Raw genomic sequence first — 25,076 nt, 5'->3', positions numbered from 1 at the left:
CTATGGAGAGGATTTCGGAGAATCCCAGGGGCCACCGCGCGCCGAGAGGGGGAACGCGGCGCGCGGGGCTCAACTGGGACTTCATACGACGGTATCGCTTTTGGGGGAGGCGATAGCCGCCGCTGCGTCTCACTCTTTAGGGAGGAAACGTGGCGGGCATGTTGAAGATCATTCGCAACGCCGTCAAGCCCGGCACCTCACTCAGCGTACAAGCGAACAACTTTTCCCAGGAAGTGGTTCAATTTTACAGCGACATGGATATTTAACGTAGGCCAAGGTAGGTGGATCCCAAGAACAGACATGGTGCCGTTGAAGCCAGGCCCTGTCCGCCAGCGTGTTAGAGGCCGTCCGAGGAGAACCATGCCCTCCAACCTGACGCGACGCCCCCAAGCGACGGCCTTCAGCATCGAGGACCTGATGGACAAGGTCCAAAGAGGGGAGGTCCGAGTCCCCTCGTTCCAGCGCCCCTTGAAATGGACCGCCGAGGACGTCCGCGCTCTCTTCGACAGCGTATACCGGGGGTATCCCATCGGGACGCTGTTGTTCTGGAAGCACGAGGCGCCGGCGGAGCGGCTCCAGTATGGCCCGTTGCGCATCGATGCGCCGTCGTCGTCGCAGGCCCTGTGGGTGGTGGATGGACAGCAACGCCTCTCGTCCCTGGCCACTGTTCTACTGCGAGAGGAGGCCGCAGAGACGAGAGGGCAGGATGACTTCTCGCTCTTCTTCGACCTGGAGACCGAGGAGATCATCCACCCCGACGACACGAAGGAGTTCAAGACTCACTGGCTCCCGCTGAACGTCACGCTGAACAGCGAGCACCTGCTGGAGTGGCTGGACCGCTATCCGGGCCGCGCTCAACACCCAGAGCACACGAAGTCGGCCATCCGGTTCGGCAAGGCGATTCGTGAGTTCCAGGTCCCCGCGTACATCGTCGACGCTGACGAGGAACAGACCCTTCGCATCATCTTCAAGCGGCTGAACACATCGGGGAAGCCGTTGAGTCAGGAAGAGGTCTTCAATGCCTTATATGGAAGCACGACAGGGAAAAGGCGCCTCGACCTGCAGGCCATATCGCAGGAACTAGAAGAACTGGGCTTCGGTAGTTTTGACCCGGAGTTCTTGGTCCAAGCAGTCCTCGCGACGCAAGGGCTGAACTACACACAGAGTTTCCAGACGCAACTGCGCGAAGATGAGAATCTAGCTCCTGTTCTGGCCCAAACAAGCGAAGCGCTTCGCGACGCAATCATCTTCCTCAAGCTCGACGCAGGCTTCCCTCACCGCAGCTTTCTTCTACAGCAAACCTATCCACTTCTTGTCCTTGCTCGATTCTTCCATCTCCATCCCACCCCCAGCCCCCGTTCAAGAACACTGCTGAGTCGTTGGCTCTGGCTAGATCTCTTCATTCGTGCTTATTGCGGTTTCCATCGTTCCTCGATCGGCAAATACATAAACAGCGTTAGCGATAGCGAAGAGCACTCCATTCAACAGTTTTTTGCGCTGACGCGAACCGACGAACCTTCTCTTCCCGCAGGGTCCATCGAGAGCAGCTTTGCGATAGGTCACGTCGTCGATCTCAGAATATTCATGTGGTCCGGGCTTAGTGCCTGGATTCACCTGGCAATGATGGATGCTCGCCCCCGACACCTCCTCACTGGACGGAAACTCGATACTTCAGCACTCCTGAGCGAACAGGGCGCAGCCGCGTTCATTCCCATCCTGCCGGCTGGTGTCGGTGCCTCGCCTCGTAGCTTTGATGACCTCATACCGGATCATCGCCGGGAGATCGCCAACCAGCTCTCTCACCCCGAGATTCCTGACGCGTCTCCGGTGAAAATCCTCCGCTCGGCGCTCACTGAACCAGAGATTCTCCAAAGTCATCTCATCTCCCCAAACGCACGATTGGCCTTGGAGCAAAAACGAGTTGAGGACTTCCTCGCACTGCGGGCTGAAACCATCGCGACACACTTCGAGGCGTTCCTTTATTCCAAAATGAGATGGGATGAATCGGAACGCCCTTCTATCCAGTCACTCGTCATCTCCGACGAAGAGGACTGACATGGATCCCAACTCCTCCGGAATCCTCGACGTCCACCTGAACGACGTCCACGTCGGCACGCTCACGCTGCTCTCGGACGAGCGCATCGAGTTCGTCCTCTCTGACGCCTATCGCCAGCGCGCCCCTCGTCCCATCCTGGGCCAGTCCTTCGAGGACGACCTCACCCGCCGCTACAGCAGCCGGATGCGGCTCCCGTCCTTCTTCTCCAACCTCCTCCCGGAAGGTCCACTCCGCGAACTCATCGCAGAGCGGGAGCAGGTCGCCAAGCAGCGCGAGTTCTTCCTCATCGCCCGTCTCGGCGAGGACCTCCCCGGCGCGCTCATCGTCCGACCCGCCACGAGCCTCCGCTGGGACGCCCCCGCCCCCGAGGAGGAGCCCGAGCCCTCGACCACTTCGAGCAACGAGGAGCCCCTCCGCTTCTCCCTCGCGGGCGTCCAGCTCAAGTTCTCCATGCTGCGCAAGGACCGAGGACTGACGCTCCCCACCGGCGGCCGCGGAGGCGATTGGATCCTCAAGCTCCCCGACAACCGCTACGACCACGTGCCGGAGAACGAGTTCTCCATGATGACGTGGGCCCGAGCCATCGGCATCACCGTGCCGGAGCTGATGCTCGTGAACGTCAGCGACCTCGAGGGACTCCCCGAGGGCATCACCCTCCGCGAGGACCTCGCCTACGCCATCCGCCGCTTCGACCGTCCCTCCCCGGGTCAGCGCATCCACATGGAAGACATGGCCCAGGTCCTCGGCCTCTATTCGGAGGAGAAGTACAAGAAGTTCAACTACGAGACCGTCGCCAACGTCATCTTCCGCGTCGCCGGCCGAGACTCCCTCAACGAGTTCCTGCGCCGCCTCGTCTTCAACATCGCCATCGGCAACGGCGACGCCCACCACAAGAACTGGTCCCTGCTCTACCCCGACGGCATCAAGGCCACGCTCTCGCCCGCCTACGACTTCGTCTCCACCATCCAGTACATGCCCAAGGACTCGCTGGCCCTGAACCTCGCGCGCTCCAAGCGCTTCGAGGACGTCACCCTCGCCAGCTTCGAGCGCCTGGCCCGCAAGCTCGACCTCCCCCCAGACGAAGTCCTCTCCACCGTGAAGGACACCGTCGCCGCCACGCTGGACACCTGGTCCTCCCTCCACCCACAGCTCCCCCTCTCCACCGAGAGCAAGCACCGCATCGAGGAGCACTGGAAACAGGTCCCCCTGCTCACGAACGGAGGGTGACCCATGACACCCGAGGCCGCCTTCTTCACCCTCTACAGTGGCCTGCCACGCCTGGGCCCCGGCAGCGACGCCTGTACCCTGGACGCCCTCCGCCGCCTCCCATCCCTGCCACCCACCCCGCGAGTCGTGGACCTGGGCTGCGGCAACGGAAGACAGACGCTGGCGCTCGCCGAAGCCTTGCGGACCCACATCCTCGCGGTGGATCTCCACCCACCCTTCCTCCACCAGCTCGAACGGGACGCCCGCGCGCGAGGACTGCAAGCCTTCATCCAGACACGCTGTCAGGACATGGGGACGCTCGACCTCCCCCACGAATCCGTCGACCTGCTCTGGTCCGAGGGGGCCATCTACCATCTGGGCTTCGGCCCCGGCCTCACGCGCTGGCGGCCCCTGCTCGCACCCGGCGGCCTCGCCGCCATCACCGAGTGCACCTGGCTCACCGACACCCGCCCCGCCGAGGCCGTGGAGTTCTGGGCCCAGGGCTACCCCACCATGGGCACCGTCGAGGAGAACCGCGCTGCCGCCCTCGCCGCGGGCATGGAGGTGCTGGACACCTTCACCCTCCCGCCCTCCGCGTGGTGGGACGACTACTACACCCCGCTGCTCGAGCGCGCCCGGCGCCTCGCCCCCACCGCCGACGAGCCCCTCCGCCAGGTCATCGCCGGCGCCCACTCCGAGACGGACCTCTACCGTCACCACGGCCACGCCTACGGCTACGTCTTCTATCTGTTGCGCCGCCCCACCTGAGCGCTCGCGCGGTTCCAGCAATGCGACAGGAATTGAGCCCCACCGTCAGGGCTCGGCCCTGTGGTTGCCCTGCACCCGGGCACCCATTCACTCCCCTGGGTCAAAGAAATACGGACATGCATTTTTTCCAGAAATGGTGTCTATGTCGCTGAAGGCACGTTAGTCCCCGTCACGCACCCCAGCGACGCCATGACCTCCCCCCAGGGCCGTGGTGTGTCGAGCCTCAGGACGTCGAAGGAACGCAATGTTGATGGAGCAGTGGGCTCACCGATTCTTCGAGCTCTCGACCGAGCTGTTCGCGGTGCTGGGCTCGCAGGGGCGGATTCTGGAAGCCAACCCGGCCTGGAACGTGACGGTGGGTTGGTCTCCCACGGAGCTGCGGCTGGAGGGCTATCGGGGCTTCATCCATCCCGAGGACCTCGCCCAGGTGGACTCCCGGTTGGAGTCGCTGGCGCGGAGGATGGGCACCACCCGCTTCTCCTGTCGGTGGCGCTGTCGGGACGGCACGTGGGCGTGGCTCGTGTGGAGCGTCGCCTGCTCCGCGGTGGGCGGCCCGCTGTACTGCACGGTGCGCAGGCTGGAGTCGCCTCCCGCGCTCGAGCCCGGCCCCAGCACGTCCGAGTCTGGCGGTCCGCTGCCGCCGTGGGCGATGAGCGACAGCCTGCCCCTGGGCCTCTACGTGGTGGAGGTGCGCACGGGCGCGGTGCTCTACGCCAACCGCCGCTTCTGCCAGCTGTGGGGTATCGAGTCGCTGGAGAGCGCCATCCGCAAGGGTCAGGTGACCCACGAGGATGTGCTCGGCCACTGCCTGCGCGCGGGTGAGGCGGCGAGCGTGCTGCGCCTGGTCCCCGCGACGCAGGCCGACACCCCTCCGCCGCTGCACGCGGACGAGGCGCAGCTGACCAACGGCCGCACCCTGCGCCGGCTGTCCACGCCCATGGGCGCCAGCGGCGACGAGTCCCGCTACCGGCTGTTCGCCTTCGAGGACGTCACCGAGCGAAAGCGCACCGAGGAGGCCCTGCACCGCTCCGAGGAGAGCTTCCGCAAGCTCATCGAGACGGCGCCCGAGGTCATCTTCGTCCACCGCGACCAGCGCTTCGTGTACGTGAACCCCACGCTGCTGCGCGCGCTGCGCTACGAGCACGCCAGCGAGCTCATCGGCCGGTCCATCTGGACCATCGTCCACCCGGACGACCTGGACATGGTGCGCCAGCGCGTGCACGCGGTGGTGGCCCGGGGCGAGCTGGCCCCGCTGCGCGAGATTCGCTACCTGCGCCGAGACGGCACCTGGTTCGACGCGGAGAGCGCGGGGCTGCCCGTGGACTTCGACGGCGTGGGCGCCGTCGTGGTGATGGCGCGCGACATCACCGAGCGCAAGCGCATGCAGGCCCAGCTGCTCCAGTCGGACCGGATGGTGCTCGCGGGCACGTTGGCCGCGGGCGTGGGCCACGAAATCAACAACCCGCTCACCTACGTCATGGCCAACCTGGAGTCGGCCCTGGACGCGATGCACCGGCTGGGCGGAGAGCTGGGGAGGACGCTGCCCGACGGCGGCGCGCTGGCGCCGAGCTGGTCCATGACCCTGAAGGACACGGTGGAGCTGCTCAAGGAGGCGCACGAGGGCGCCACCCGCGTGCGCAACATCGTCCGGGACCTGAAGTACATCTCGCGCCAGGACGAGGAGCGGCGCGAGCTGCTCGACGTGCGCGAGTCGCTGGAGTTCTCGCTCAAGCTGGCCTCCAGCGAGCTGCGCCCGCGCGCGCAGGTCATCAAGAAGTACGAGGACGTGCCGCTGGTGCACGCGGACGCGTCGCGGCTGGGGCAGGTGTTCCTGAACCTCGTCGTCAACGCGGCACAGGCCATCCCCGAGGGAGACCCGACGAACCAGCACGTGACGCTCTGGGTGCGCCCGGGGCCCCACGGGGGCGTGGCGGTGGACGTGAGCGACTCGGGCAGCGGCATGCCGCCCAGCGTGCTCGCGCGCATCTTCGACCCGTTCTTCACGACCAAGGCGGTGGGCTCGGGCACGGGCCTGGGGTTGTCCATCTGCCACGGCATCATGCGCGGCCTGGGCGGCGACATCACGGTGCGCAGCGAGCCGGGCCACGGGACGACCTTCACGGTGCTGCTGCCCCCCGCGCCCGCGGACGCGGCGCCTCGCGAGGTGCCCGTGCTGCTGCCGCCCTCGTCCGAGCGCGCCGGCCGGATGCTGGTCATCGACGACGAGCCCGCGGTGGGTCGCTCGCTGGCGCGCATCATCGGCAAGCGCCACCAGGTGACGGTGGTGAGCAGCGGCGAGGAGGCGTTGGCGAAGCTGGACTCGGGCGCTCCGTTCGACGCCATCTTCTGCGACCTGATGATGCCGGGCATCACCGGCATGGACGTCTACGAGCGGGTGCGTGAGCGGGAGCCGGGGTTGAGCCTGCGCTTCATCTTCATCACCGGCGGCTCGTACACGGCCCGGGCGCGACAGTTCCTGGAGCGCATTCCCAACCCGCGCATCGAGAAGCCGTTCGACGCGCAGATGATTCAGCAGTTGGTCGGAGAGGTATTGGCCGTCGGGGTTGACGGTGATGTCTCCGGCCTGGAATGAAACCACCGCGCCGGATGTCCCGGCGCGCCCCTGAAGGGAGTTCCCTGGTGATTGGCGGCGGATTCGTCATCGATGCGGTTACGCACGCGTACAACCTGCACCCGTCCAACTGGCGTGCCGGGAAGTACGCCGAATCCCTGGCCCAGCTCATCTTCGGCCTGCACTCGGGGCTGTCCGGCGACACGCACCGTGTCGTGAAGCCGGAGCAGTTCATGAAGGACTGGTCCGTGGACGAGCTGGCCCACATCCTCTTCGTGGAGAGCGACGTCGACCTCGCGGTGCACCACGTGCTGCCGCTGCAGACGCTCTACACGGACGGGCTGTGCTCGTACGAGAAGACGCTCGACATCAAGCGGCGCTTCCCGGACCGCTTCCTGGTGTACGCGGGCGTGGACCCGCTGCGGGGCACGGCGGCGCTGGAGGACCTGGAGAAGCAGGTGGAGGAGCTCAAGCCCACGGGGCTGAAGCTCTATCCGGCGGCGTGGCTGGGGGATTCGTTCAAGCACACCGGCTGGCGGATGGATGACCCGCGCATCGCGTTCCCGCTGTTCGAGCGGGCGCAGAAGCTGGGCATCAAGAACATCGCGGTGCACAAGGGCCTGCCGATGGGGGCGGTGCCCATCGAGGCGTACAAGGTCGACGACATCGGCGGCGCGGCGGATGCGTTCCCGGACCTGAACTTCGAAATCGTCCACGGCGGCATGGCGTTCCTGGACGAGACGGGCATGCAGCTGTCGCTGTTCCCCAACGTGTATGTGAATCTGGAGGTGACGGGGGCGCTCTTGGTGAAGCGCGAGCGCTGGTTCGCCGAGTCGCTGGCGCAGCTGCTCAAGTGGGCGGGCCCCGCGAAGATCATGTGGGGCTCCGGCACGGTGTTCAGCCACCCGCAGCCGGCGCTGGAGAAGTTCTGGAACGACTTCCAGCTGCCCGAGGAGCTCACCCAGGTGTGCGGCATGCAGGTGACGCCCGAGGTGAAGCGGATGATTCTCTGCGACAACTACGCGCGCTACGCGGGCGTGGATGTGGAGGCGGTGAAGAAGCGCATCGCGAACGACGAGTTCGCGCGCAAGAAGGCGAAGGGGAACATCCAGCCGTACAGCTACCAGGGAGGGCGGCCGTGACGCCCGTGGAGAGCGCGCTGCGCGAGCGCATCCAGGAGATTCCGGACCCATGCAGCCTGGCCACGGGCGTGCCGCTGGGCATCGGGGAGATGGGGCTCATCGAGAGCGTGGTTCATCAGGAAGGGAAGGTGACGGTGCGTCTGCACATCACCTCGCCCATGTGCATGATGGCCGCGTACTTCATGCGCGAAATCGAGCAGCGGCTCACGGGCCAGGAGGGTGTCGAGTCCGTGCACGTGGAGTTCGACCACGACCTGAAGTGGACGCCGCAGGACATCCATCCGGAGGCTCGGGAGCGACTGGCGGCGAAGCGCATCACGATGCTCGGGGGACGGATGATTCCCCGCGGTGAGGCGCCGACGTCGCGCTGAAGCGGCTGTTCGTCTGGGTTGGAGCGGGCTCGTCATCCGGGTGGGTGACGGGCCCTTTGCTTTGGGATGGGTATGGCGCGATGGATGGTGGTGTCGCTGTGGCTCGTGATGGGCTGTGCCTCCGAGGACCACGGGCTGCTGCGGTACCAGCGGTTCGGTGAGGGCTCGACGCGGGGTGGGCGCGAGGACGTGGCGTCGGTGCACGGCGCGGTCCTGCACTCCGTCGATGAGGTGAAGGGGTCTCTGGGTGAGAGCAGGGCGGCGCTGGCCGTGCTCCAGGAGCGCCCGTCGGACTTCGGGGGGCGAGGGTTCGACGGGGTGTTCGGGCGGTATCTCGAGCAGGGGACGCGGCAGCTGACGTGGGCGCGTGGCGAGCTGGGGAGCGCGATGGTCTGGATGGGTGAGGCCTCGGAGGTAGAGGACCCGAACATGGAGCTGGCGCTGCTCCGGATGGCGGGGCGGCGGCTGGTGCAGGCGGGCGTCATCTCCGCGCCGGCGGTGAGCGCGGCGGTCCGCATCCACGGTGGCCAGGTGCTGATGGCCCAGGCGAATCAGGAGCTCCCGGAGGGAGTGCGTGAAGCCCTGGGAGACAGCCCCGAGGTGCGCGGCATGCGGGTGACAGGCAGAGCCGGCGCGGGCATGGCCGAGCCGCCACGGCACCATGTCCTACCGAGAGAGCACCGCAAGTGGTTCGAGCAGCGCGGCTTCAAGGGGGACATGGACATCGACCAGTTCTGCGTCCGGTTGGAGCAGGCCCACCATGAGGCGATTCACGGTGGAGGCAACTGGAAGCTGGGACGCACGTGGCCCGACGAGTGGAATCGGATGATCATGCGGACTCTGCACCAAACCGAGGCCCTCACAGGTCGAGTGTTGACGCGGAATCAGGTCCTGGACATCGTCGCGGAGCGCATGAAGGCTTTCTACATCCCCATCCAGTTCACCAAGGGAGCAAGCCGATGACCGACGGGCAGCCCTGGCAAGGAAACTGGAAGGCCCGTCTGTACGAGCGCGTTCGTGACCGAGGTTACGACTCGCTCACTGCCTTCGCCGAGGCCCGCCCCACGGCATCGTTGGTGGCGCTCGCTCAGGAATTGGGTGCGGACGATATTGCTGGGATACAGGTGTACAACGGATTGGTCGCCGAAGCGGAGCGAAGCCACCAGGTCACGCGCTTGATACGGGGACAGCTCGTGCGCGAGTTATGGGGTTCTCTTCCCGACGGATGGCCCGCGGTGATGGATGACGACAACCGATTCAAGGTCGCCAAGGCACTCGGGTTGTGGTTCGGCATCACTCCTGAAACGCACGAGCAGCGTGTACGCGAGGTGAGCGACGCTCTCTTCGCCAACCCGCCCCCCACGGGTTGGCGCCCACTCGGTCCCGACGACGCGCTTCTCCGTACGCTCCTGCCCGACGAAGAAGCCTGAGCTTCCTCAGTCGCGCAACAGTCGCTGTCCCGACAGCACGTGCTCGACCCAGGACTGTGACGAACTCAGCGTGGGAACCCGCTTCTCCTTGAGCGCATCCCCCTCGATGGGGTCCGGCACCGACTCCGGGAGATAGACGGCGCCACGCTGACTCGGGCGCAGCCACGCGCTGAACTTCGCCTCACCGTGGACGACCAGATGCGCCGCATCCGTCACGTTCGTGACGAGGTTGCCGGTCAACTTGAGGTCCCCCTCGATGAACACCTGGGCCTCGTCGCTCAGCAACAGGTCTCTCGCCCGAATCATCGCTGACCCCGAGCAGGTCGTAGCGCGCGAGGCCCTCGTCCGTGGCCAGGGGTTCGAACCGCGCACCGGGGAGCGTCGTGTAGGGCTGGGGCTTTGTAGACATGCGAAACCGAGGCTACAGCACCCGCCGCACCAACTGGGGAAACACCTTCGACACCTTCCCCAGCAGATAGTCCCCATACGTCCCGCTGAAGGCATGGACGCTCGCGCCATCCCATCGCTGCGCACGGTCCTCATCCACCGCCACGTTCGGCAGCGGCGGCACCTCCGCGGCGAAGTCCGGGTCGAAGAACAACGGGAACGAGAGCCGGTCCCTCCCACTCACGTTCTTCACCCGGTGCGGCGTGGAGCGATACCAACCTCCCGTGAGCCGATCGAGCATGTCCCCGATGTTGCACACCAACGTCCCGGGAATCGGCGGCGCCTCGACCCAACCCCTTCGTGACTTCACCTGCAGCCCACCGTTCGTGTCCTGCGCGAGCAGCGTCAGCAATCCATAATCCGTGTGCCCCCCCACGCCCCAGCGCTCCTCACCGTCCACGGGCTCCGGCTCCGCCGGATAGTGGAAGATGCGGAACAGCACCGTCGGGTCCGCCGTGTACGCACGGTGGAAATAATCCCGCTCCAATCCCAGGCTCTCCGCCACACCCTCCATCAGCGCATGCGCCGCGCGCGTCACCCGGTCCATGTACTCGAGCACCACGCCGCGCAGCTCCGGCAGGTCCTCGGGCCACAGGTTCGCGCCGTGCAACGGCCAGCCCGCCTTCACGCGCGGATGCTCGGGCCCCAGCTCCGTGCCCAGGTAGAGCCCCTCCTTGCGGTCGGGCTTGCCCGACGTGAGCTCTCCTCCCAACGGAAACCACCCGCGCCACGCGGCGCCACCCCGCGCCATGTCCATCGCCTCCTTCGCCTCACGCGGCAGCGCGAAGAAGCGGTGACTCAGCTCCTCCATGCGCGCGAGGAGCGCGTCGGGCACCCCATGGCCCGAGACATAGAAGAAGCCCGTGTCACGACACGCCTGCTCGATGTCTCGCGCCACCTGCCGCCGAGCCTCGGAGCGGGACGCATCGAACAGCGGGGACATCTCGATGACAGGCAGACTTCCAGACGAGGGGACTCCAGCCATCCTCGAAGCCTATACCGACCCGCACTCGGACCGTGTGTGGCACCTCCAGAGCAAGCGAGCACGACCGCACGCACGTGGCGCTGGACCCGACCTGCCCCCGGGTGGAGAGTGCGCCGCGTCCGCCATGTCCACGTCAGCACCTTCCGAATCGCCGCACGCCACGCTCAGCCCCGGACTCGTGTGGCTCATGGCCGCCGCCTCCGGTGCGACCGCCGCCAACCTCTATTACAACCAGCCCCTGCTCGGAGACATCGGCCGGGACCTCGGCGCCTCGGGCGGGATGCTCGGCCTCGTGCCCACGCTCACGCAGGTCGGCTACGCGGCGGGCATGCTGCTCATCGTCCCGCTCGGCGACAGCCTGGAGCGACGACGCGTCATCGTCACCATGTCCGCGCTCGTGAGCCTGGCCCTCGTCGGCGCCGCGCTCGCCCCCACCCTGCCCTGGCTCGTCATCGCCAGCTTCCTCGTGGGCGCCACCACCGTCGTCCCCCAGCTCCTCGTCCCCTTCGCCGCGCACCTGGCCCCCGCCGCGCAGCGCGGCCGCGTGGTGGGCACCGTGATGAGCGGCCTGCTCATCGGCATCCTCCTGTCCCGCACCGCCGCCGGCTTCGTGGGCACCCACCTGGGCTGGCGCGCCATGTTCTGGCTCGCCGCGGGCTTCATGCTCCTGCTCGCCGTCGTGCTGCGCTTCACCCTGCCCTCGCAGCCGCCCGTGGCCGCCATGCCCTACCCGGAGCTGATGCGCTCGCTCGTCCACCTGGCGCGCACCGAGCCCGTGCTGCGCATCCACGCGGTGCTCGGCGCCCTCACCTTCGGCGCCTTCAGCGTCTTCTGGTCCACGCTCGCCCTGTATCTGGAGAGCCTCCCCGAGCACTACGGCCCCCAGGTCGCCGGACTCTTCGGCGTCATCGGCGTGGTGGGCGCGCTCATCGCCCCCGTCGTCGGTCGCTACGCGGACTCGCACGGAGGCCGGCGCATCAACATGTTCGCCATCGGCGTGCTGCTGCTGTCCTTCGTCGTGATGTGGCCGCTGGGGCGCTGGCTGTGGGGCATCGCCCTGGGCGTCGTGCTGCTCGACCTGGGCGTTCAGGGCAACCACATCTCCAACCAGACCCGCGTCTACGCCCTGCGCCCCGAGGCTCGCAGCCGCCTCAACACGCTCTACATGGTGACCTACTTCGCCGGCGGCGCGGCCGGCTCCTGGCTCGGCACCACCGCGTGGACCCACGCCGGCTGGACGGGCGTCTGCGCGGCGGGCGCGGCACTCTGTGTCATCGGCCTCGCCATCCTCGCGCTGAGCCACCGACGCGAGGCCTGAGCTTCCACCCAGGCCCCTCGTGACAGGCGACTACTTGCTCGCCACCGTCAGCACCACCTTGCCCCGCCCGTGCCCCGAGTCGAGCCGGCGGTGCGCGTCCCCCACCTTCTCCAACGGCAGCACCTGGTCCACCACCGGGCGCAGCTGCTTGCGCTCGATGAGCGCCGTCATCTCATCCAGCCGACGCCGCTCGCGCGTGAGGAACACCCCGTGCAACGTCTGGTTGCGCGGGTACATCCCCGACACATCGCCCTTCACATCGAGGATGGTCGCAAGCCTCCCGAAAGGCCGCGTCGCGGGGATGCTCGGGACGATGTTGCTACCCACCGTGTCGAACACCGCATCCACGCCCTTCCCACCCGTCTCCCGCAGCGCCACCTGCGCCACGTCCTCCTTGCGGTAGTCGATGGCCAGGTCCGCGCCGAGCTCTCGCAGCAGCTCCAGGTTCCCCGGGCCCGACGTCGCCAGCACCCGCGCGCCCGCCGCCTTCGCAATCTGCACCGCGAACGAGCCCACGCCCCCCGCGCCGCCGTGGATGAGCACCGTCTCGCCCACCTGCACCTGGAGCCTGCGTACCAGCGCGTCCCACGCGGTGCCTCCCGCCAGCGGAATCGCCGCGGCCTCCTCATGCGAGATGCTCGAAGGCTTGCGCGCCACGATGCTCGCGTTCACCAGGTTCAGCTCCGCGTAGGAGCCATGCGGGTTGCCGAAAATCTCCGGCGTGTAGAAGACCTCGTCCCCCGACTTGAAGTCGGTGACGCCCGGGCCCACCTGCTCGACGACGCCCGACGCGTCGTAGCCCAGGACGACGGGCGGCTTGAGCCCCGCCCAGGAGCCGTCGTGCCGCAGCTTCGCGTCCACGGGGTTGGTGCCCGACACCAGGACACGGACGACGAGCTGCCCGGGGCCCGGCGTCGGAGCGGGGACATCACGAACCTCGAACAGCTCAGGACCGCCGAAGCGGGGAAGCACCATTGCGCGCATGGACGGGCGGAGTAGCCGCCCACCGCGCGACCTCGCAACACGGACGCCCGGCGAGCGTCCATGTCTCGACGATGCGAGCGCCCCGTTGCTCGCGACCTCACGCTTCCTTCGGCTTCGCCTCCGGGGTCAGCACCACCAACAACGCCTTGGCGCTCACCTGACCACCCACCGAGGCGTTCACCGCCTCGACCGTGCCCGGAATGTCCGCGACGAGCTGGAACTCCATCTTCATCGCCTCCAGGACGACGAGCACGTCCCCCGGCTTCACCGTGGCCCCGGGCTTCGTCTCCACGCGCAGGATGCGGCCATCCATCGGCGCGAGCAGCCGCCCCGTCCCCGCGCCCTCCGCCGACTTCGGCGGACGGAACGTCACGTCCGTGAGGCACCGCGCCCCCGTGCCCAGATCCAACCACAGCGAGTCCCCAGCGCGCAGATACCGCCCGCGCCCCCGCGCCCCCGAGACGGCGTGGTCGAACACACCCTCCGCGAGGCCCAGCACGGAGACCTCCAGCTTCTCCTCGCCCGTGACGACCTCGTACTGATCCGCCGTCACCGGGCGCACGGAGACCTTCGCCTCGCCGCTCCGGTCCTCGAGCGTCATCGTCACCGCGTGCGAATACGCCGTGTTCCAGTTCACCAGCGAGGCATCCACCCCGCGCGTCCTGGAGAGCCGCAGCGCCTCGTCATGGAACAGCGCCACCGCCGCCAGCGCCCGCTCGCGAGTGCTCGTGCGGTACAGCCGCTCCAGCGTCGCGCCGTCCGCGTGCTTGCCGATGAAGCCCGTGTCGTATGCCCCCGAGCGGAACGCGCCATCCTCCAGCACATGCAGCAGCAGGTCCTTGTTCGTGGTGACACCGAACACGGTCAGCTCGTGTAGCGCCTCCACGAGCCGCCGCCGCGCCATCTCGCGGTCCGCGCCGTACGCAATCACCTTCGCCTGCATGGAGTCGTAGAAGGGTGGGATGTCCTGCCCCTCGCGCACGCCGTGGTCGATGCGCACACCTTCACGCGAAGGCAGCCGCCACGTGAGCAGCCTCCCCGCCTGCGGCGCGTACTGGTTCGCCGGGTCCTCGGCGCACAGCCGCACCTCGATGGCGTGGCCCGTCCAGGTGATGTCCTCCTGCGCGCGCGGCAGCTTCTCCCCGGAGGCGACCCGCAGCTGCCACTCCACCAAATCCAACCCGGTAATCTGCTCGGTGACGGGGTGCTCCACCTGGAGACGCGTGTTCATCTCCATGAAGTAGAACTCGCCGTTCGGCGCCAGCAGGAACTCGATGGTGCCCGCGCCCTTGTAGGCAATCGCCCTGGCCGCCGTGACGGCCACCTGCCCCATCTTCTCGCGCAGCTCGGGGAGCACCGCCGGCGACGGACTCTCCTCGACAATCTTCTGGTGACGCCGCTGCACCGAGCAGTCGCGCTCGCCCAGGTGCACCACGTTGCCGTGCTCGTCCGCGAAGACTTGAATCTCCACGTGCCGCGCGTTGATGACCGCGCGCTCCAGGATGAGCTCACCGCTGCCGAACGCGTTCGTCGCCTCCGAGCGAGCGCCCTTCAGCGCGGCCTTCAGCTGCGACGCCTCGTGCACCAGCCGCATGCCGCGACCACCGCCGCCCGCGGCCGCCTTCACCATCAGCGGGAAGCCGATGCGCTCGCCCTCCTTCGCCAGCGCGTCATCATCCGCGTCCGAGGCCTCGTAGCCCGGGATGCACGGCACACCCGCCGCAATCATCCGCAGCTTGGCCTGACGCTTGTTGCCCATCAGCGTGATGGCCTCCGCGTCCGGACCGATGAACACCAGCCCCGCGTCCTTGCACGCGCGCGCGAAGGCCGCGTTCTCGGAGAGGAAGCCGTAGCCCGGGTGGATGGCCTGTGCCCCCGACGCCTTCGCCGCGCCGATGAGCTTCTCGATGACCAGGTACGACTCCTTCGCGGGCGACGGGCCGATGGGCACCGCCTCGTCCGCGGCGAGCACGTGCGGCGCGCCCCGGTCCGCCTCCGAGAACACCGCCACCGTCCGGAAGCCGAGCCGCTTGCAGGTGCGAATCACCCGCACCGCGATTTCACCCCGGTTCGCGATGAGGACCTTGTTGAAACGCTCCATCCCGTCCGCTCCTCTCACAGGCGTGCGACGCCGAAGCTGTTGGGGTTCACCTGCCGCGCCTCCGCCTCACGGCAGATGGACAGCACGAACCCGAGCACCCGCCGCGTGTCGCGCGGGTCGATGATGCCGTCGTCGAACAGCCGCGCCGAGGCGTTGAAGGGATGCGACTCCTTGTCGAACTGGTCGACGATGGGCTGAGTGAAGGCGCGGAGGGCCTCCTCGTCCACCACCTCGCCCCCACGCGCCAGCTTCTCGCCGAAGACGATGGACATCACCTTCGCCGCCTGCTCGCCGCCCATCACCGCCGTGCGCGCGTTGGGCCACGCGAAGATGAAGCGCGGATGGAACGGACGTCCGCACATTCCATAGTTGCCCGCGCCGAACGAGCCGCCCACCAGCAGCGTCACCTGCGGCACCGTGGCGTTGGCCACCGCCTGAATCATCTTCGAGCCGTGCTTGACGATGCCGCCCTGCTCCGGCTGCGTCCCCACCAGGTACCCCGTGGTGTTCTGCAGATACACGATGGGCGTGTTCGACTGGCAGCACAGCTGGATGAACTGCGCCGCCTTCGTCGCGCCCTTCGGGCTGATGGGTCCGTTGTTGCCGATGATGCCGATGGGCCCGCCGAACAGGCTCGCCCAGCCGCAGACGGTGTGCGCGTCGTACGCGTCCTTGAAGCCCGTGAACTCCGAGCCGTCCACGATGCGCGCGATGATTTCGCGGCAGTCATACGGCTTGCGGTAGTCCGCCGGAATCGCGCCCGCCAGCTCGTCCGGCGAGTACAGCGGCTCCGCGTAGGGCGCCATCGCCTGGGCCGCCAGCCGCTCGTTCCAGCCGAGCTTGGACACGATTTCGCGCGCCATGCGGATGGCGTCGGCGTCGTCCTCGGCCAGGTAGTCCGCCGTGCCCGCGACGGTGGCGTGCATCTCCGCGCCGCCCAGGTCCTCGTCCGTGGCCACCTCGCCCGTGGCCGCCTTGAGCAAGGGCGGGCCCGCGAGGAACACCTTCGCCTTCTTCTTCACCATCACCACGTAGTCGGACAGACCCGGCAGGTACGCGCCGCCCGCCGTGCTGGAGCCATGGACCACGGTGACCTGCGGGATGCCCGCCGCGGACATCCGCGCCTGGTTGTAGAAGGTCTCTCCGCCCGGGATGAAGATCTCCTGCTGGTACATCAGATTCGCGCCGCCGCTCTCCACCAGCGACACCATGGGCAGCTTGTTCTGCAGCGCGATGGCCTGCCCGCGCAGCGCCTTCTGCACACCCCACGGCGACGCGGTGCCGCCCTTGATGGCGGAGTTGTTCACGAAGACGAAGCACCGCACCCCGGACACGTAGCCGATGCCCGCGATGCTGTTGCCGCCCGCCAGCGAGCCGTCACTGTCGTCGTGGTAGCCGTAGCCGCACAGCGTGGACAGCTCCAGGAACGGCGAGCCCCGGTCCAGCAGCATCATCAGCCGCTCGCGGGGCAGCAGCTGGCCGCGCTTGTGGAACTTCTCGCGCGCCTTCTCCTCGGTGGCGCGCACCTTGGCCTCGACGCCGCGCAGCTCGCCCAGCCTCGCGAGCATGTCCGCGCGCTGCGCCTGGAACGTCTCCGAGCCCGGGTTGACCTTGGAAGTGATTCTCGGCATCGGCCTCACCCCTCTCCTTCGCGCAGCAGCGACTCGGGAATGTCCACGTGACGCGAGCGCAGCCACTCGCCCAGCGCCTTGCCCTGCGGGTCGAAGCGCGTCGACGACGACACGCCCTCGCCCAGGATTCCATCGACCACGAAGTTCAACCCGCGCAGCTTCGGGAACACGTGCCGCTCCACCGGGAAGGCCGCGGCCTCCGGGAGCAGCTCCTTCAGCTTCTCCGCCGTCAAGAAGTGCGACAGCCAGCGCCACGCCTCGTCCGAGCGCGCCCACACGCCGATGTTCGCCATGCCGCCCTTGTCACCACTGCGCGTCGCCACCAGCTGCCCCAGCGGCATCCGGCGCGTCGGCCCCGAGGCCAGCGGCTCCTGCAACGGGAGCGGCTCCACCGGCGCCAGTGCCTGAGATTGCGCGGGCGGCGGGATGACGGTGCGCGTGCCGTCGGGCAGCACCGCCACGTGCTCCACCTTGCTCGCGTCGACATAGGCCGGCGTGTAGACGCCATACGGCGCGCCATCCGAGGGCGGCGCCGTCATGGTGAAGCCCGGATAGGTGCCCAGCGCCAGCTCCACCGCGGCGCCGCTGAACGCCCGGCCCACGAGCTTCGGGTCCTGGTCCTTCACCACCACGCGCAGGAACGCGGCGGCCTGCTCCTCCGTGGCCGCGTCCTCGCGGTCCGTGCGCACCAGCGTCCAGTGCGCCTCGCGCGGCTTGCGCGTGAGCGCCGCCTCCATCTGCTCGCGGATGAGCCGCGCCTTGTCCTCGATGTCCAGGCCCACGAGGACGAACGTCGCCTCGTTCTTGTAGCCACCCAGGTGGTTGAGGCACACCTTCACGGTGGGCGGAGGCGGCTCGCCGCGCACGCCGCTGATGCGCACCCGGTCCTTGCCCTCCGACGTCAGCGAAATCGAGTCGAAGCGCGCCGTGGCGTCCGGCCCCGCGTAGCGCGCTCCCGTGACTTCATAGAGCAGCTGCGCGAGCACCGTGTCCACCGTCACCGCGCCGCCCGTGCCCGCGTGCTTGGAGATGACGGACGAGCCGTCCGCGAACACCTCCGCCAGCGGGAAGCCCGGACGGCGCACGTCGAGCTCCTTGAAGAAGGAGTAGTTGCCGCCCGTGGCCTGCGTGCCGCACTCCAGCACGTGGCCCGCGACCATCGCGCCCGCGAGCTTGTCCCAGTCATCCTTCTTCCAGCCGAAGTGCGCGGCCGCCGGCCCCACCACCAGGGACGCGTCCGTCACGCGGCCGGTGACGACGATGTCCGCGCCCGCGCGCAGGCACTCGGCGATGCCCCAGCCGCCCAGGTACGCGTTCGCGGTGATGGGCGAGCCCAGGCCCAGCGCGTCCGCGCTGCCGGAGAGGTCATCCCCCTCCACGTGCGCGATGCGGGCCTTGAGCCCCAGCTTGTCGTTGAGCGCGCGCAGCGCCTCGGCGAGTCCGGCCGGATTCAGGCCCCCCGCGTTGGCGACGATGCGCACCTTCTTCTCCAGCGCCAATCCCAGACACTGCTCCATCTGCCGCAGGAAGGTCTTGGCGTAGCCGGTGGCCGGGTCCTTCATCCGGTCCCGACCGAGAATCAACATCGTCAGCTCCGCCAGGTAGTCGCCCGTGAGGACGTCCAGCTGGCCGCCCTCGAGCATCTCCCGGACGGCCGAGAACCGGTCACCGTAGAAACCCGACGCGTTGCCGATACGGAGGGGGGACTCGCTCATGCGCTCTCCACGTCCTGCCTGAATGCGGAGCAGTGTGGGAGGCCATGCCTAAAAAAGCAAGCGCGCTTGCTTTTTTCCAGGGCGGCTTCCAAGCTGACCTCGTGAGCGAGGCACCGGCCGCGACAGGACGACAGGAGCAGGAGCGCAGCCGCGTCACCCGGCAGCGACTGATGGAGGCGGCCATCAGCGCCCTGTCGGAGCTGGGGTGGGCGGGCGCGACGATGACGGTCATCGCCGAGCGGGCCGGCGTGTCCCGCGGCGCCTGTCAGCACCACTTCCCCACGCGCGGTGATTTGGTGGCGGCCGCGGTCGAGTACGTGGGCCATCAGCAGATGGAGGAGCTCGGTCGGCGGGCGGCCCGGCTGCCGGCGGACCAGCGGCGCACGGAGAGCATCCTCCACATGCTGGCGGGCTTCTACACGCACCCGCTGTTCGTCGCGGCCGTGCAGCTGTGGGTGGCGGCGAGCACGGACGAGGAGCTGCGCTCGCAGCTGGTGCCGGTGGAGACGAAGGTGGGGCGGGAGGTGCACCGGCTGACGGTGTCGCTGCTCGGCGTGGACGAGCGCGAGCCGGGCGTGCGCGAGCTGGTGCAGGCGACGCTGGACCTGGTGCGCGGCCTGGGGCTGGCGAACCTGCTGCGCGACGACAGCGCGCGGCGAAAGAAGATTCTCCACCGCTGGGCGCTCACGCTGGAGGACGCGCTGCGTCCCCGGTCCGGGCGCAAGGCGGAGGACTGACGGGCCGCGACGTTCGCGACAACACGCCCCGACGACACTCGGGCGGGGCCACATCGGGAGAGAACATGGGCTACCGCTCCGTATTCGCGCCGGGGTTGTTCAAGGGACAGAACATCATCGTCACCGGAGGCGGCAGTGGCATCGGCCGCTGTACGGCGCACGAGCTGGCGGCGCTCGGCGCGCACGTCATCCTGGTGGGCCGCAAGCCGGACAAGCTGGAGAAGGTGGCGGCGGAGCTCCGCGAGGACGGCGGTGAGTGCTCGCTGGAGACAGTGGACATCCGCGACGAGGAGGGCGTGAAGGCCATGGTGGCGCGCATCGTCGCGGCGCGCGGGCGCATCCACGGGCTGGTGAACAACGCGGGCGGACAGTTCCCCTCGCCGCTGTCGGCCATCTCCAAGAAGGGCTTCGAGGCGGTGGTGGCCACCAACCTGACGGGGGGCTTCCTGGTGGCGCGCGAGGTGTTCAACCAGTCGATGAGCCAGACGGGCGGCTCCATCGTCAACATGCTCGCGGACGCGTGGGGCGGCATGCCGGGCATGGGGCACTCGGGCGCGGCGCGCATGGGCATGCTCAACCTGACGCAGACGGCGGCGGTGGAGTGGGCCTTCGCCGGGGTGCGCGTCAACGCGGTGGCGCCCGGCTGGGTGGCCTCCAGCGGCATGGACAGCTACCAGGACGAGGGCGTCAAGGCGCTCATCCCCATGCTCAAGCAGGAGGTGCCCCTGCACCGGCTCGCCACCGAGGCCGAGGTGAGCGGCGCGATTGTGTTCCTGCTGTCGGACGTGGCCGCGTTCATCACCGGCGAGGTCATCAAGATTGACGGTGGCGCGTCCTGCAACACCAAGATTTTTCCACTGGAGGAGACCAGCGCCTCCAAGCCCTACGAGGGCTTCCACCGCGCCGCCGCGCCGCGCATCCTGGGTGGCGACAAGCAAGGATAGCTCTACGAAACAGGCGTTGTTCCGTCCCTGGAGTGGAGGCAGAGAGCGTCGGGTCCTGAGCGGATTCGCTCCACCTGGCCGAGGTAAGGGTGGATGGCCCATGATAGAAGCGCGTCACCGGAGGTTTCGTGGGCACGCAGGTCACTCCATTCTCGGTCCGACAGGCTGTCACCCAGGTTCGACAGGCCTTGGATGACGGCGCGAACACGGTGGTGCTGTCGGGGCAGACCGGCGCGGGGAAATCATCGGCACTGAGAGAACTCGCGTCGAGCCCACTCGGCGCGTTCAAGGATGTCGTCTTGATTGCTCCGCCGAAGGGTGAGCAGAGCCTGGACTCCGGGCTCGTGGCGCTCGTGGAGCTCGCGGCCCAGCTCGACGACAACAAGCTCCTCCAGAAGGTGAAGCGCAACGACGTCCGTTGGAAGGGGAAGCTCGAGGACGTCACACATCAGCTCGTCAGCCGCGCTCCCCGGACACTGGTCCTCTTCGACGAGCCCCTCCTCGACGCGAGCCCAGGCCCACTCTCCTCGGTCTTCGCGGACCGCGCCGCGGACCTGTCCCGGACCCTGCTCAACATCAAAGGGCTCAGGAAGGTCGTCGCGACCTCCAGCACGCTTCCAGAAGCACATGTCGTCGAGGTCGCCAGGCGCTCAGCTCCCTCGGAGATTCTCTCTCCCGACAACTGGGACCCTGTCCTCGCGTCCGCCGCGACGCAGTTGCTGGCAGCCGGAGGAGACCTCCTCACGGACCAGTCTCCGCTGGAACTGAGGTTGCGCGTGGGGCTCGTCGCCACCGGAACCAGTCCCACCAAGGCCGCTGGGCCGCGGCATGCCCTGCACAAGCTCATCGGCCAGTTGCTCGAACAGGTGGGAGCGCAAAGCGCGGACCTCAAGCAGGTCCTCGGGCGTCTGGCGCTCCTCAGGGTGCCCTTCGACCTGGAAGCGCTCGATGACATGGGCGCAGGTGAGCTCTCCTCACGCTGTCAGAGTCTCTTGCGCCAGACCTTCCTCTTCGGTCCTCCGGAAGGCCTGCTCCTGCATGAGTCCATCGCCCAGGAGGCTACCCGCTGGCAGTGGCTGACCTCCCACGGACGCATCCAGGCGCATCGAAAGGCGGCCCGCTACCACGACGCGCGCTACCGCCACTCCAACGAGAAGTTCAAGGTCCGGGCCGCGGTACGCCATGAGCTCGAGGTCATCCATCACCTGACCCACGCAGGTGACGCCACGAAGCTCCTGGAGCGCTCCCTCTTCTTCGTCGAGCAGTATGACGCCTTGGGGAAGGTCCTCAGCCAGCAGGGTCGTCATGACGAGGCGGTTCAGGCCTACAAGCGTGCCCTCGCCCATGACTCGGACGATGCCTACGCCCACCATTATCTCGGCTACAACCTCGACATCCTCGCGCAGAGCCCTCAACAGGTCGAGGCGCACTTCAAGAGCGCCATCCGGGCAAACCCCTCGCATGTCTGGTACCACGGCCGGCACATCAATTTCCTCGTCACGCGAGGCAGGGTGCGAGAGGCGAGGAGCGCCTGGGAGGCGGCCCTCGATGCGCTGCTCCCCTCCGGCTCCTCGCTGAACGAACCTCTCTATCGGGAGCTTCACGGAGCGCTCTCACGACTCCTTCTTCATCGGGGCCAGCTCGAATTCGCCCGCGATGTACTGAATGACGTCCCCCTGCAGCTACGCCCAGGGCTCCCCTGGTATCGAGCGTTGAGACGATTGCATGACGCCCTCTGGGTCGCGGCCTCGGGTGACGAGGTGTTCCCCCCGCACATCTCGCCTGAGGAGCAGTGGAAGGGTCCGCATCTGCTGCACAGGGCCGCGGACAGCGCGCGGGTCGAGCACTGGGCTCCGGGGCGTATCGCGGAAGCCAGTTCGACCGAGGTCCATCTCCGGATGGCGCTCCCGCCGCCCCCTGGCGAGGAGCCCTCGTTCGTCTGGAGGGACCTGAGCATCGAGGAGTACCAGGCGCTCGCGCTGGATACGAAGGACCGCGAGGAGCTTCTTTCGGCGGGGACCTTCGTGGAGGTCATCAAGTTCAAGGGGGAGACGGAGTTTCTGCGGTGCCATCCCGTCACCCCCTTCGAGGATGTAGACCTGCCGTCCCTCTTCCCTCCTCCTGACAGGTATCTGCGGCGTGGACCTCCCGGCGCTTGATACCAACGCCCTGCAGCTCTTCGTCTTCGGACCCGGAATGGGGGAGCTGGTGGCCATCCGGGCGCCCCCCAACCATTGGCTGGTGATGGACGGGTGCTCCGTGGGCGGGAAGCATTATGGGCAGCAGTTGATGGACCATTACGGTGCGGTCCCATCGCTCATCATCTTGACGCATCCACACCTCGACCATGCCAAGGGCGTATCGGAGGTCATCGACGCGGCGACGAGTGACACGGAGCCGACGGACTGGCCAAGGATCGGGCTCGTGTGGTCCGCGAAGGGGATACGTGACGACGACCTCACCTGCTTGACCCGGTATTACGACGGTGCGGTGGCGAAACAAGCCATCAGTACCATCTTCGACCGCTGGGAACGCGCCCCTTCCTGTCGACTGGAGCTCAGGCAAGGGGAGGTCATTCCGCTGGGAGAGGCCCGGGTCAAGGTGCTGGCTCCTTCGCCCGAGGCTCGGACTCAAGCCTTTCAACAAGGGGCAGCGGGCAAGCAGTTCGATGCCAACTGCATCTCCACCGTGCTCCAGGTTGAATGGGAGGGGCTACGACTCGTGTTGGGCTCCGACCTGGTGGAGAACCCGGGGCAGGGATGGACCAACGTCCTGGCTTTCGACGGCAATGCGCCGAGGCATGCGGCCCTCAAGGTCGCCCACCATGGCTCCACGGATGCGCAGCATCCCGAACTGTTGAGGCGCTCTTCCCCCACGGATGAGCCCTTCTGGCTCATCACGCCCTTCGCGATTCAAAGTCTTCCTCGCTTCCAACCTGGGGAAGGCGTCGCACTTCTCCTGGAACATGTTTCCAGGGTCCACCTCACGGGAATCCCCAGGTCGTTCGCGAAGCAAGGTCTCATGCCTCGCGGCTACCGCCTCGCGGAGCTGCAAGCACCTGCTCACGGCATGGACCGTTCCCCCTCCCTCACCGGGTTCCCGGACTGCATGGTTGCACTGAGCTGGAGTCGAAGCGGTGGCCCTCCCACCGTTCACCCGGGTCGAGGGAGCGTCACCGTCGAGCGCTGAGCAGGATGACGGTGCATCACTCCGCGCCGCGCATCCTGGGTGGCTCCGCGAAGGAATGAGTCGCATCCCGCCTCACGGCCGTGACAAGAATCGCGGATGGCATTCCGGGTTCTCTGGGTGGGGTGGATGCTGGTGATGATGTCGGGCTGCGCGCGCACGCGGGCAGTATCTCCCCGTGAGGAGGACGCGGCCTGGACCGAGGTCCGCAGCCTACACTTCCGCGTCCTGACGAACGTGGAGGCCCAGACGGCCACGCACGCCGCGCTCGAGCTGGAGGCGCTCCGCGGCGCGGTGTCGCGGCTGTGGGGCGGGGATGAGGACATCTCCGGCTCAATGGACGTCGTGCTCCTGCGCGACGCCGCCGACTTGGAGGCGCTCGTGCCCTGGATTCCCCTGACATCTTGATTGGGGCGCCAAGGACTCATCATGAGAGTGGGATGAACCCACCCCGGGGTCCGTGGGAATCGTGGAGCGGATGTGCCAGAAGCCCCGCATGCCAATGTCAAAGGTGTGGATGGGATTGCTGGGGCTTTTGGTGCTCTCGGGCTGCGCGGGCTCGCGAGCGCTGTGTCCGCGCGAGGGTGGCCGGGCCTGGTCGGAGGTGAGGAGCGAGCACTTCCGCATGCACACGGACCTGTCGCCGGAGGTCGCCGCGAAGTCGGCCATCGAGTTGGAGAAGCTGCGCCGGGCGCTGCTGCTGGCGTGGGGCACGGACTTCAATCCTCCGGGCTCGCTCGACGTCATCCTGCTGCGCAACACGAGTGAGCTGGCGGAGTTCACCCAGGGCCGCTATGTCGGCTTCGTGTCCACCACGGAGCGTGGCCCGCTGCTCGTCATGTCGGGCGAGGGCTACCTGCTGGACAACGGGCCCGAGCTGCAACTGCAGACACATGAGCTGGCGCACTACCTGAGCCAGCATGTCCTGCTGCGGCAGCCGCGCTGGCTGGCCGAGGGACTGGCGCAGTACCTGGAGACCACGCACATCAAGCCCAGCACGGGCGAGGCGGTGCTCGGCCGGGTGAACGCGAACAGCCGCAACTACGTGACACGCAACGGCTGGCTCGGCATCGACGAATTGTGGGAGTGGGACCAGAAGGAGCTGCTCAGCGGCGCGGAGAGCCAGCAGCACTACGCCTCCGCGTGGCTCTGGGTGCACTACCTCATCAACATGCACCCGGAGCGCTTCGATGCGTTCCAGACGCGGCTGGCCCGCGCGGAGGACCCGAAGCGGGCGTTCGCGCAGTCCTTCCAGGGCGTGAGTGATCTGGGCGGCGATTTGCGCACGTACCTGATGAGCGGACGCTCGGCGTACCTCACGCTGCCGCTGCCGGCGGTGTCCACCCAGGTGGAGGTGGTCGTGTCCCTATAAGTGTGTAGTCGGCAAGGACGGAGGCGCGGAAAAGAGGGAAGCTCCTCGGTGAAACCAAACCGAGATGGTCCTCCTTTGGCGAGGAGGCCGAGGAGTTCCCCGACGTGGACG

Annotated in this window: 21 protein-coding genes; 15 read left to right on the top strand and 6 right to left on the bottom strand. The window is 67.7% G+C overall.

Going from position 1 to position 25,076, the window contains the following annotated elements; all coding sequences use genetic code 11:
• Nucleotides 1-360: 360 nt before the first annotated feature.
• The 8 genes from FL311_RS09210 to FL311_RS09175 all read left to right on the top strand — a co-directional run bounded on the left by FL311_RS09210 (nucleotide 361) and on the right by FL311_RS09175 (nucleotide 9,545).
• Entirely contained in the window at nucleotides 361-2,055 is a 1,695-nt protein-coding gene (locus FL311_RS09210; protein ID WP_141324567.1) for a DUF262 domain-containing protein, read from the top strand.
• A 1-nt stretch (nucleotide 2,056) separates the two neighbouring features.
• Nucleotides 2,057-3,283, top strand: a complete 1,227-nt coding sequence (locus tag FL311_RS09205; RefSeq protein WP_141324566.1) for a type II toxin-antitoxin system HipA family toxin — start codon at nucleotides 2,057-2,059, stop codon at nucleotides 3,281-3,283.
• 3 nt (nucleotides 3,284-3,286) lie between these two features.
• Nucleotides 3,287-4,030, top strand: coding sequence for a cyclopropane-fatty-acyl-phospholipid synthase family protein (locus tag FL311_RS09200; RefSeq protein WP_141324565.1), 744 nt, complete (start codon nucleotides 3,287-3,289; stop codon nucleotides 4,028-4,030).
• Between the two features lie 250 nt (nucleotides 4,031-4,280).
• Nucleotides 4,281-6,623, top strand: a complete 2,343-nt coding sequence (locus FL311_RS09195) for a PAS domain S-box protein (RefSeq protein ID WP_228556774.1) — start codon at nucleotides 4,281-4,283, stop codon at nucleotides 6,621-6,623.
• Between the two features lie 47 nt (nucleotides 6,624-6,670).
• Complete coding sequence (locus tag FL311_RS09190) at nucleotides 6,671-7,744, top strand: amidohydrolase family protein (protein ID WP_141324563.1); 1,074 nt, start codon at nucleotides 6,671-6,673, stop codon at nucleotides 7,742-7,744.
• Nucleotides 7,741-8,115, top strand: coding sequence for a metal-sulfur cluster assembly factor (locus FL311_RS09185; RefSeq protein ID WP_223749418.1), 375 nt, complete (start codon nucleotides 7,741-7,743; stop codon nucleotides 8,113-8,115). Before FL311_RS09190 ends, FL311_RS09185 begins: the two co-directional genes overlap by 4 nt.
• A gap of 72 nt (nucleotides 8,116-8,187) precedes the next feature.
• Nucleotides 8,188-9,078: a DUF2380 domain-containing protein gene (locus tag FL311_RS09180; RefSeq protein WP_228556773.1), complete on the top strand. Its 891-nt coding sequence runs from the start codon at nucleotides 8,188-8,190 to the stop codon at nucleotides 9,076-9,078.
• The gene (locus FL311_RS09175; protein ID WP_141324561.1) at nucleotides 9,075-9,545 is read left to right on the top strand and encodes an NUDIX hydrolase; all 471 of its coding nucleotides are present in this window, start codon (nucleotides 9,075-9,077) and stop codon (nucleotides 9,543-9,545) included. The genes FL311_RS09180 and FL311_RS09175 overlap by 4 nt, the downstream gene beginning before the upstream one ends.
• A 6-nt stretch (nucleotides 9,546-9,551) precedes the next feature.
• Here the strand turns inward: FL311_RS09175 and FL311_RS09170 are convergent, their stop codons facing one another.
• Together FL311_RS09170 and FL311_RS09165 are read right to left on the bottom strand one after the other, a co-directional pair.
• Nucleotides 9,552-9,851, bottom strand: coding sequence for a hypothetical protein (locus FL311_RS09170; RefSeq protein WP_141324560.1), 300 nt, complete (start codon nucleotides 9,849-9,851; stop codon nucleotides 9,552-9,554).
• A gap of 115 nt (nucleotides 9,852-9,966) precedes the next feature.
• Nucleotides 9,967-10,977 carry an isopenicillin N synthase family oxygenase gene (locus tag FL311_RS09165; protein ID WP_141324559.1) on the bottom strand — a complete coding sequence of 337 codons (1,011 nt, stop codon included), beginning with the start codon at nucleotides 10,975-10,977 and terminating at the stop codon, nucleotides 9,967-9,969.
• 124 nt (nucleotides 10,978-11,101) lie between these two features.
• On the opposite strand from FL311_RS09165, the gene FL311_RS09160 reads away from it, so the two are divergent.
• A complete protein-coding gene (locus FL311_RS09160; protein ID WP_141324558.1) occupies nucleotides 11,102-12,295 on the top strand; it encodes an MFS transporter in 1,194 nt (397 codons plus the stop codon).
• 30 nt (nucleotides 12,296-12,325) lie between these two features.
• On the opposite strand, the gene FL311_RS09155 is transcribed toward FL311_RS09160, so the two are convergent.
• The 4 genes from FL311_RS09155 to FL311_RS09140 form a co-directional block, all read right to left on the bottom strand.
• Complete coding sequence (locus tag FL311_RS09155; protein WP_228556772.1) at nucleotides 12,326-13,270, bottom strand: zinc-dependent alcohol dehydrogenase family protein; 945 nt, start codon at nucleotides 13,268-13,270, stop codon at nucleotides 12,326-12,328.
• A 106-nt stretch (nucleotides 13,271-13,376) separates the two neighbouring features.
• Nucleotides 13,377-15,380, bottom strand: a complete 2,004-nt coding sequence (locus FL311_RS09150) for an acetyl-CoA carboxylase biotin carboxylase subunit (protein WP_141324556.1) — start codon at nucleotides 15,378-15,380, stop codon at nucleotides 13,377-13,379.
• 14 nt (nucleotides 15,381-15,394) lie between these two features.
• Complete coding sequence (locus FL311_RS09145) at nucleotides 15,395-17,011, bottom strand: acyl-CoA carboxylase subunit beta (protein ID WP_141324555.1); 1,617 nt, start codon at nucleotides 17,009-17,011, stop codon at nucleotides 15,395-15,397.
• A 5-nt stretch (nucleotides 17,012-17,016) separates the two neighbouring features.
• Nucleotides 17,017-18,726 carry an acyclic terpene utilization AtuA family protein gene (locus tag FL311_RS09140; protein WP_141324554.1) on the bottom strand — a complete coding sequence of 570 codons (1,710 nt, stop codon included), beginning with the start codon at nucleotides 18,724-18,726 and terminating at the stop codon, nucleotides 17,017-17,019.
• Nucleotides 18,727-18,827: 101 nt separating this feature from the next.
• Between FL311_RS09140 and FL311_RS09135 the strand changes: the two genes are divergently transcribed.
• From FL311_RS09135 to FL311_RS09110, 6 genes are all read left to right on the top strand, one after another.
• The gene (locus tag FL311_RS09135) at nucleotides 18,828-19,463 is read left to right on the top strand and encodes a TetR/AcrR family transcriptional regulator (protein WP_223749425.1); all 636 of its coding nucleotides are present in this window, start codon (nucleotides 18,828-18,830) and stop codon (nucleotides 19,461-19,463) included.
• A gap of 65 nt (nucleotides 19,464-19,528) precedes the next feature.
• A complete protein-coding gene (locus FL311_RS09130; RefSeq protein ID WP_141324552.1) occupies nucleotides 19,529-20,407 on the top strand; it encodes an SDR family oxidoreductase in 879 nt (292 codons plus the stop codon).
• Nucleotides 20,408-20,535: 128 nt separating this feature from the next.
• Nucleotides 20,536-22,566: a tetratricopeptide repeat protein gene (locus FL311_RS09125; protein WP_141324551.1), complete on the top strand. Its 2,031-nt coding sequence runs from the start codon at nucleotides 20,536-20,538 to the stop codon at nucleotides 22,564-22,566.
• Entirely contained in the window at nucleotides 22,547-23,596 is a 1,050-nt protein-coding gene (locus FL311_RS09120; RefSeq protein WP_141324550.1) for a hypothetical protein, read from the top strand. The genes FL311_RS09125 and FL311_RS09120 overlap by 20 nt, the downstream gene beginning before the upstream one ends.
• A gap of 96 nt (nucleotides 23,597-23,692) precedes the next feature.
• Nucleotides 23,693-24,001, top strand: coding sequence for a hypothetical protein (locus tag FL311_RS09115; protein WP_141324549.1), 309 nt, complete (start codon nucleotides 23,693-23,695; stop codon nucleotides 23,999-24,001).
• Between the two features lie 88 nt (nucleotides 24,002-24,089).
• Nucleotides 24,090-24,965: a DUF1570 domain-containing protein gene (locus FL311_RS09110; protein WP_228556771.1), complete on the top strand. Its 876-nt coding sequence runs from the start codon at nucleotides 24,090-24,092 to the stop codon at nucleotides 24,963-24,965.
• Nucleotides 24,966-25,076 lie beyond the last annotated feature (111 nt).

The sequence above is a fragment of the Myxococcus sp. AB025B genome (assembly GCF_006518215.1).
GTDB lineage: Bacteria > Myxococcota > Myxococcia > Myxococcales > Myxococcaceae > Myxococcus > Myxococcus fulvus.
Note: the sequence above shows the minus strand (reverse complement) of the source record. Positions and strands in the feature narration are given on the sequence as shown.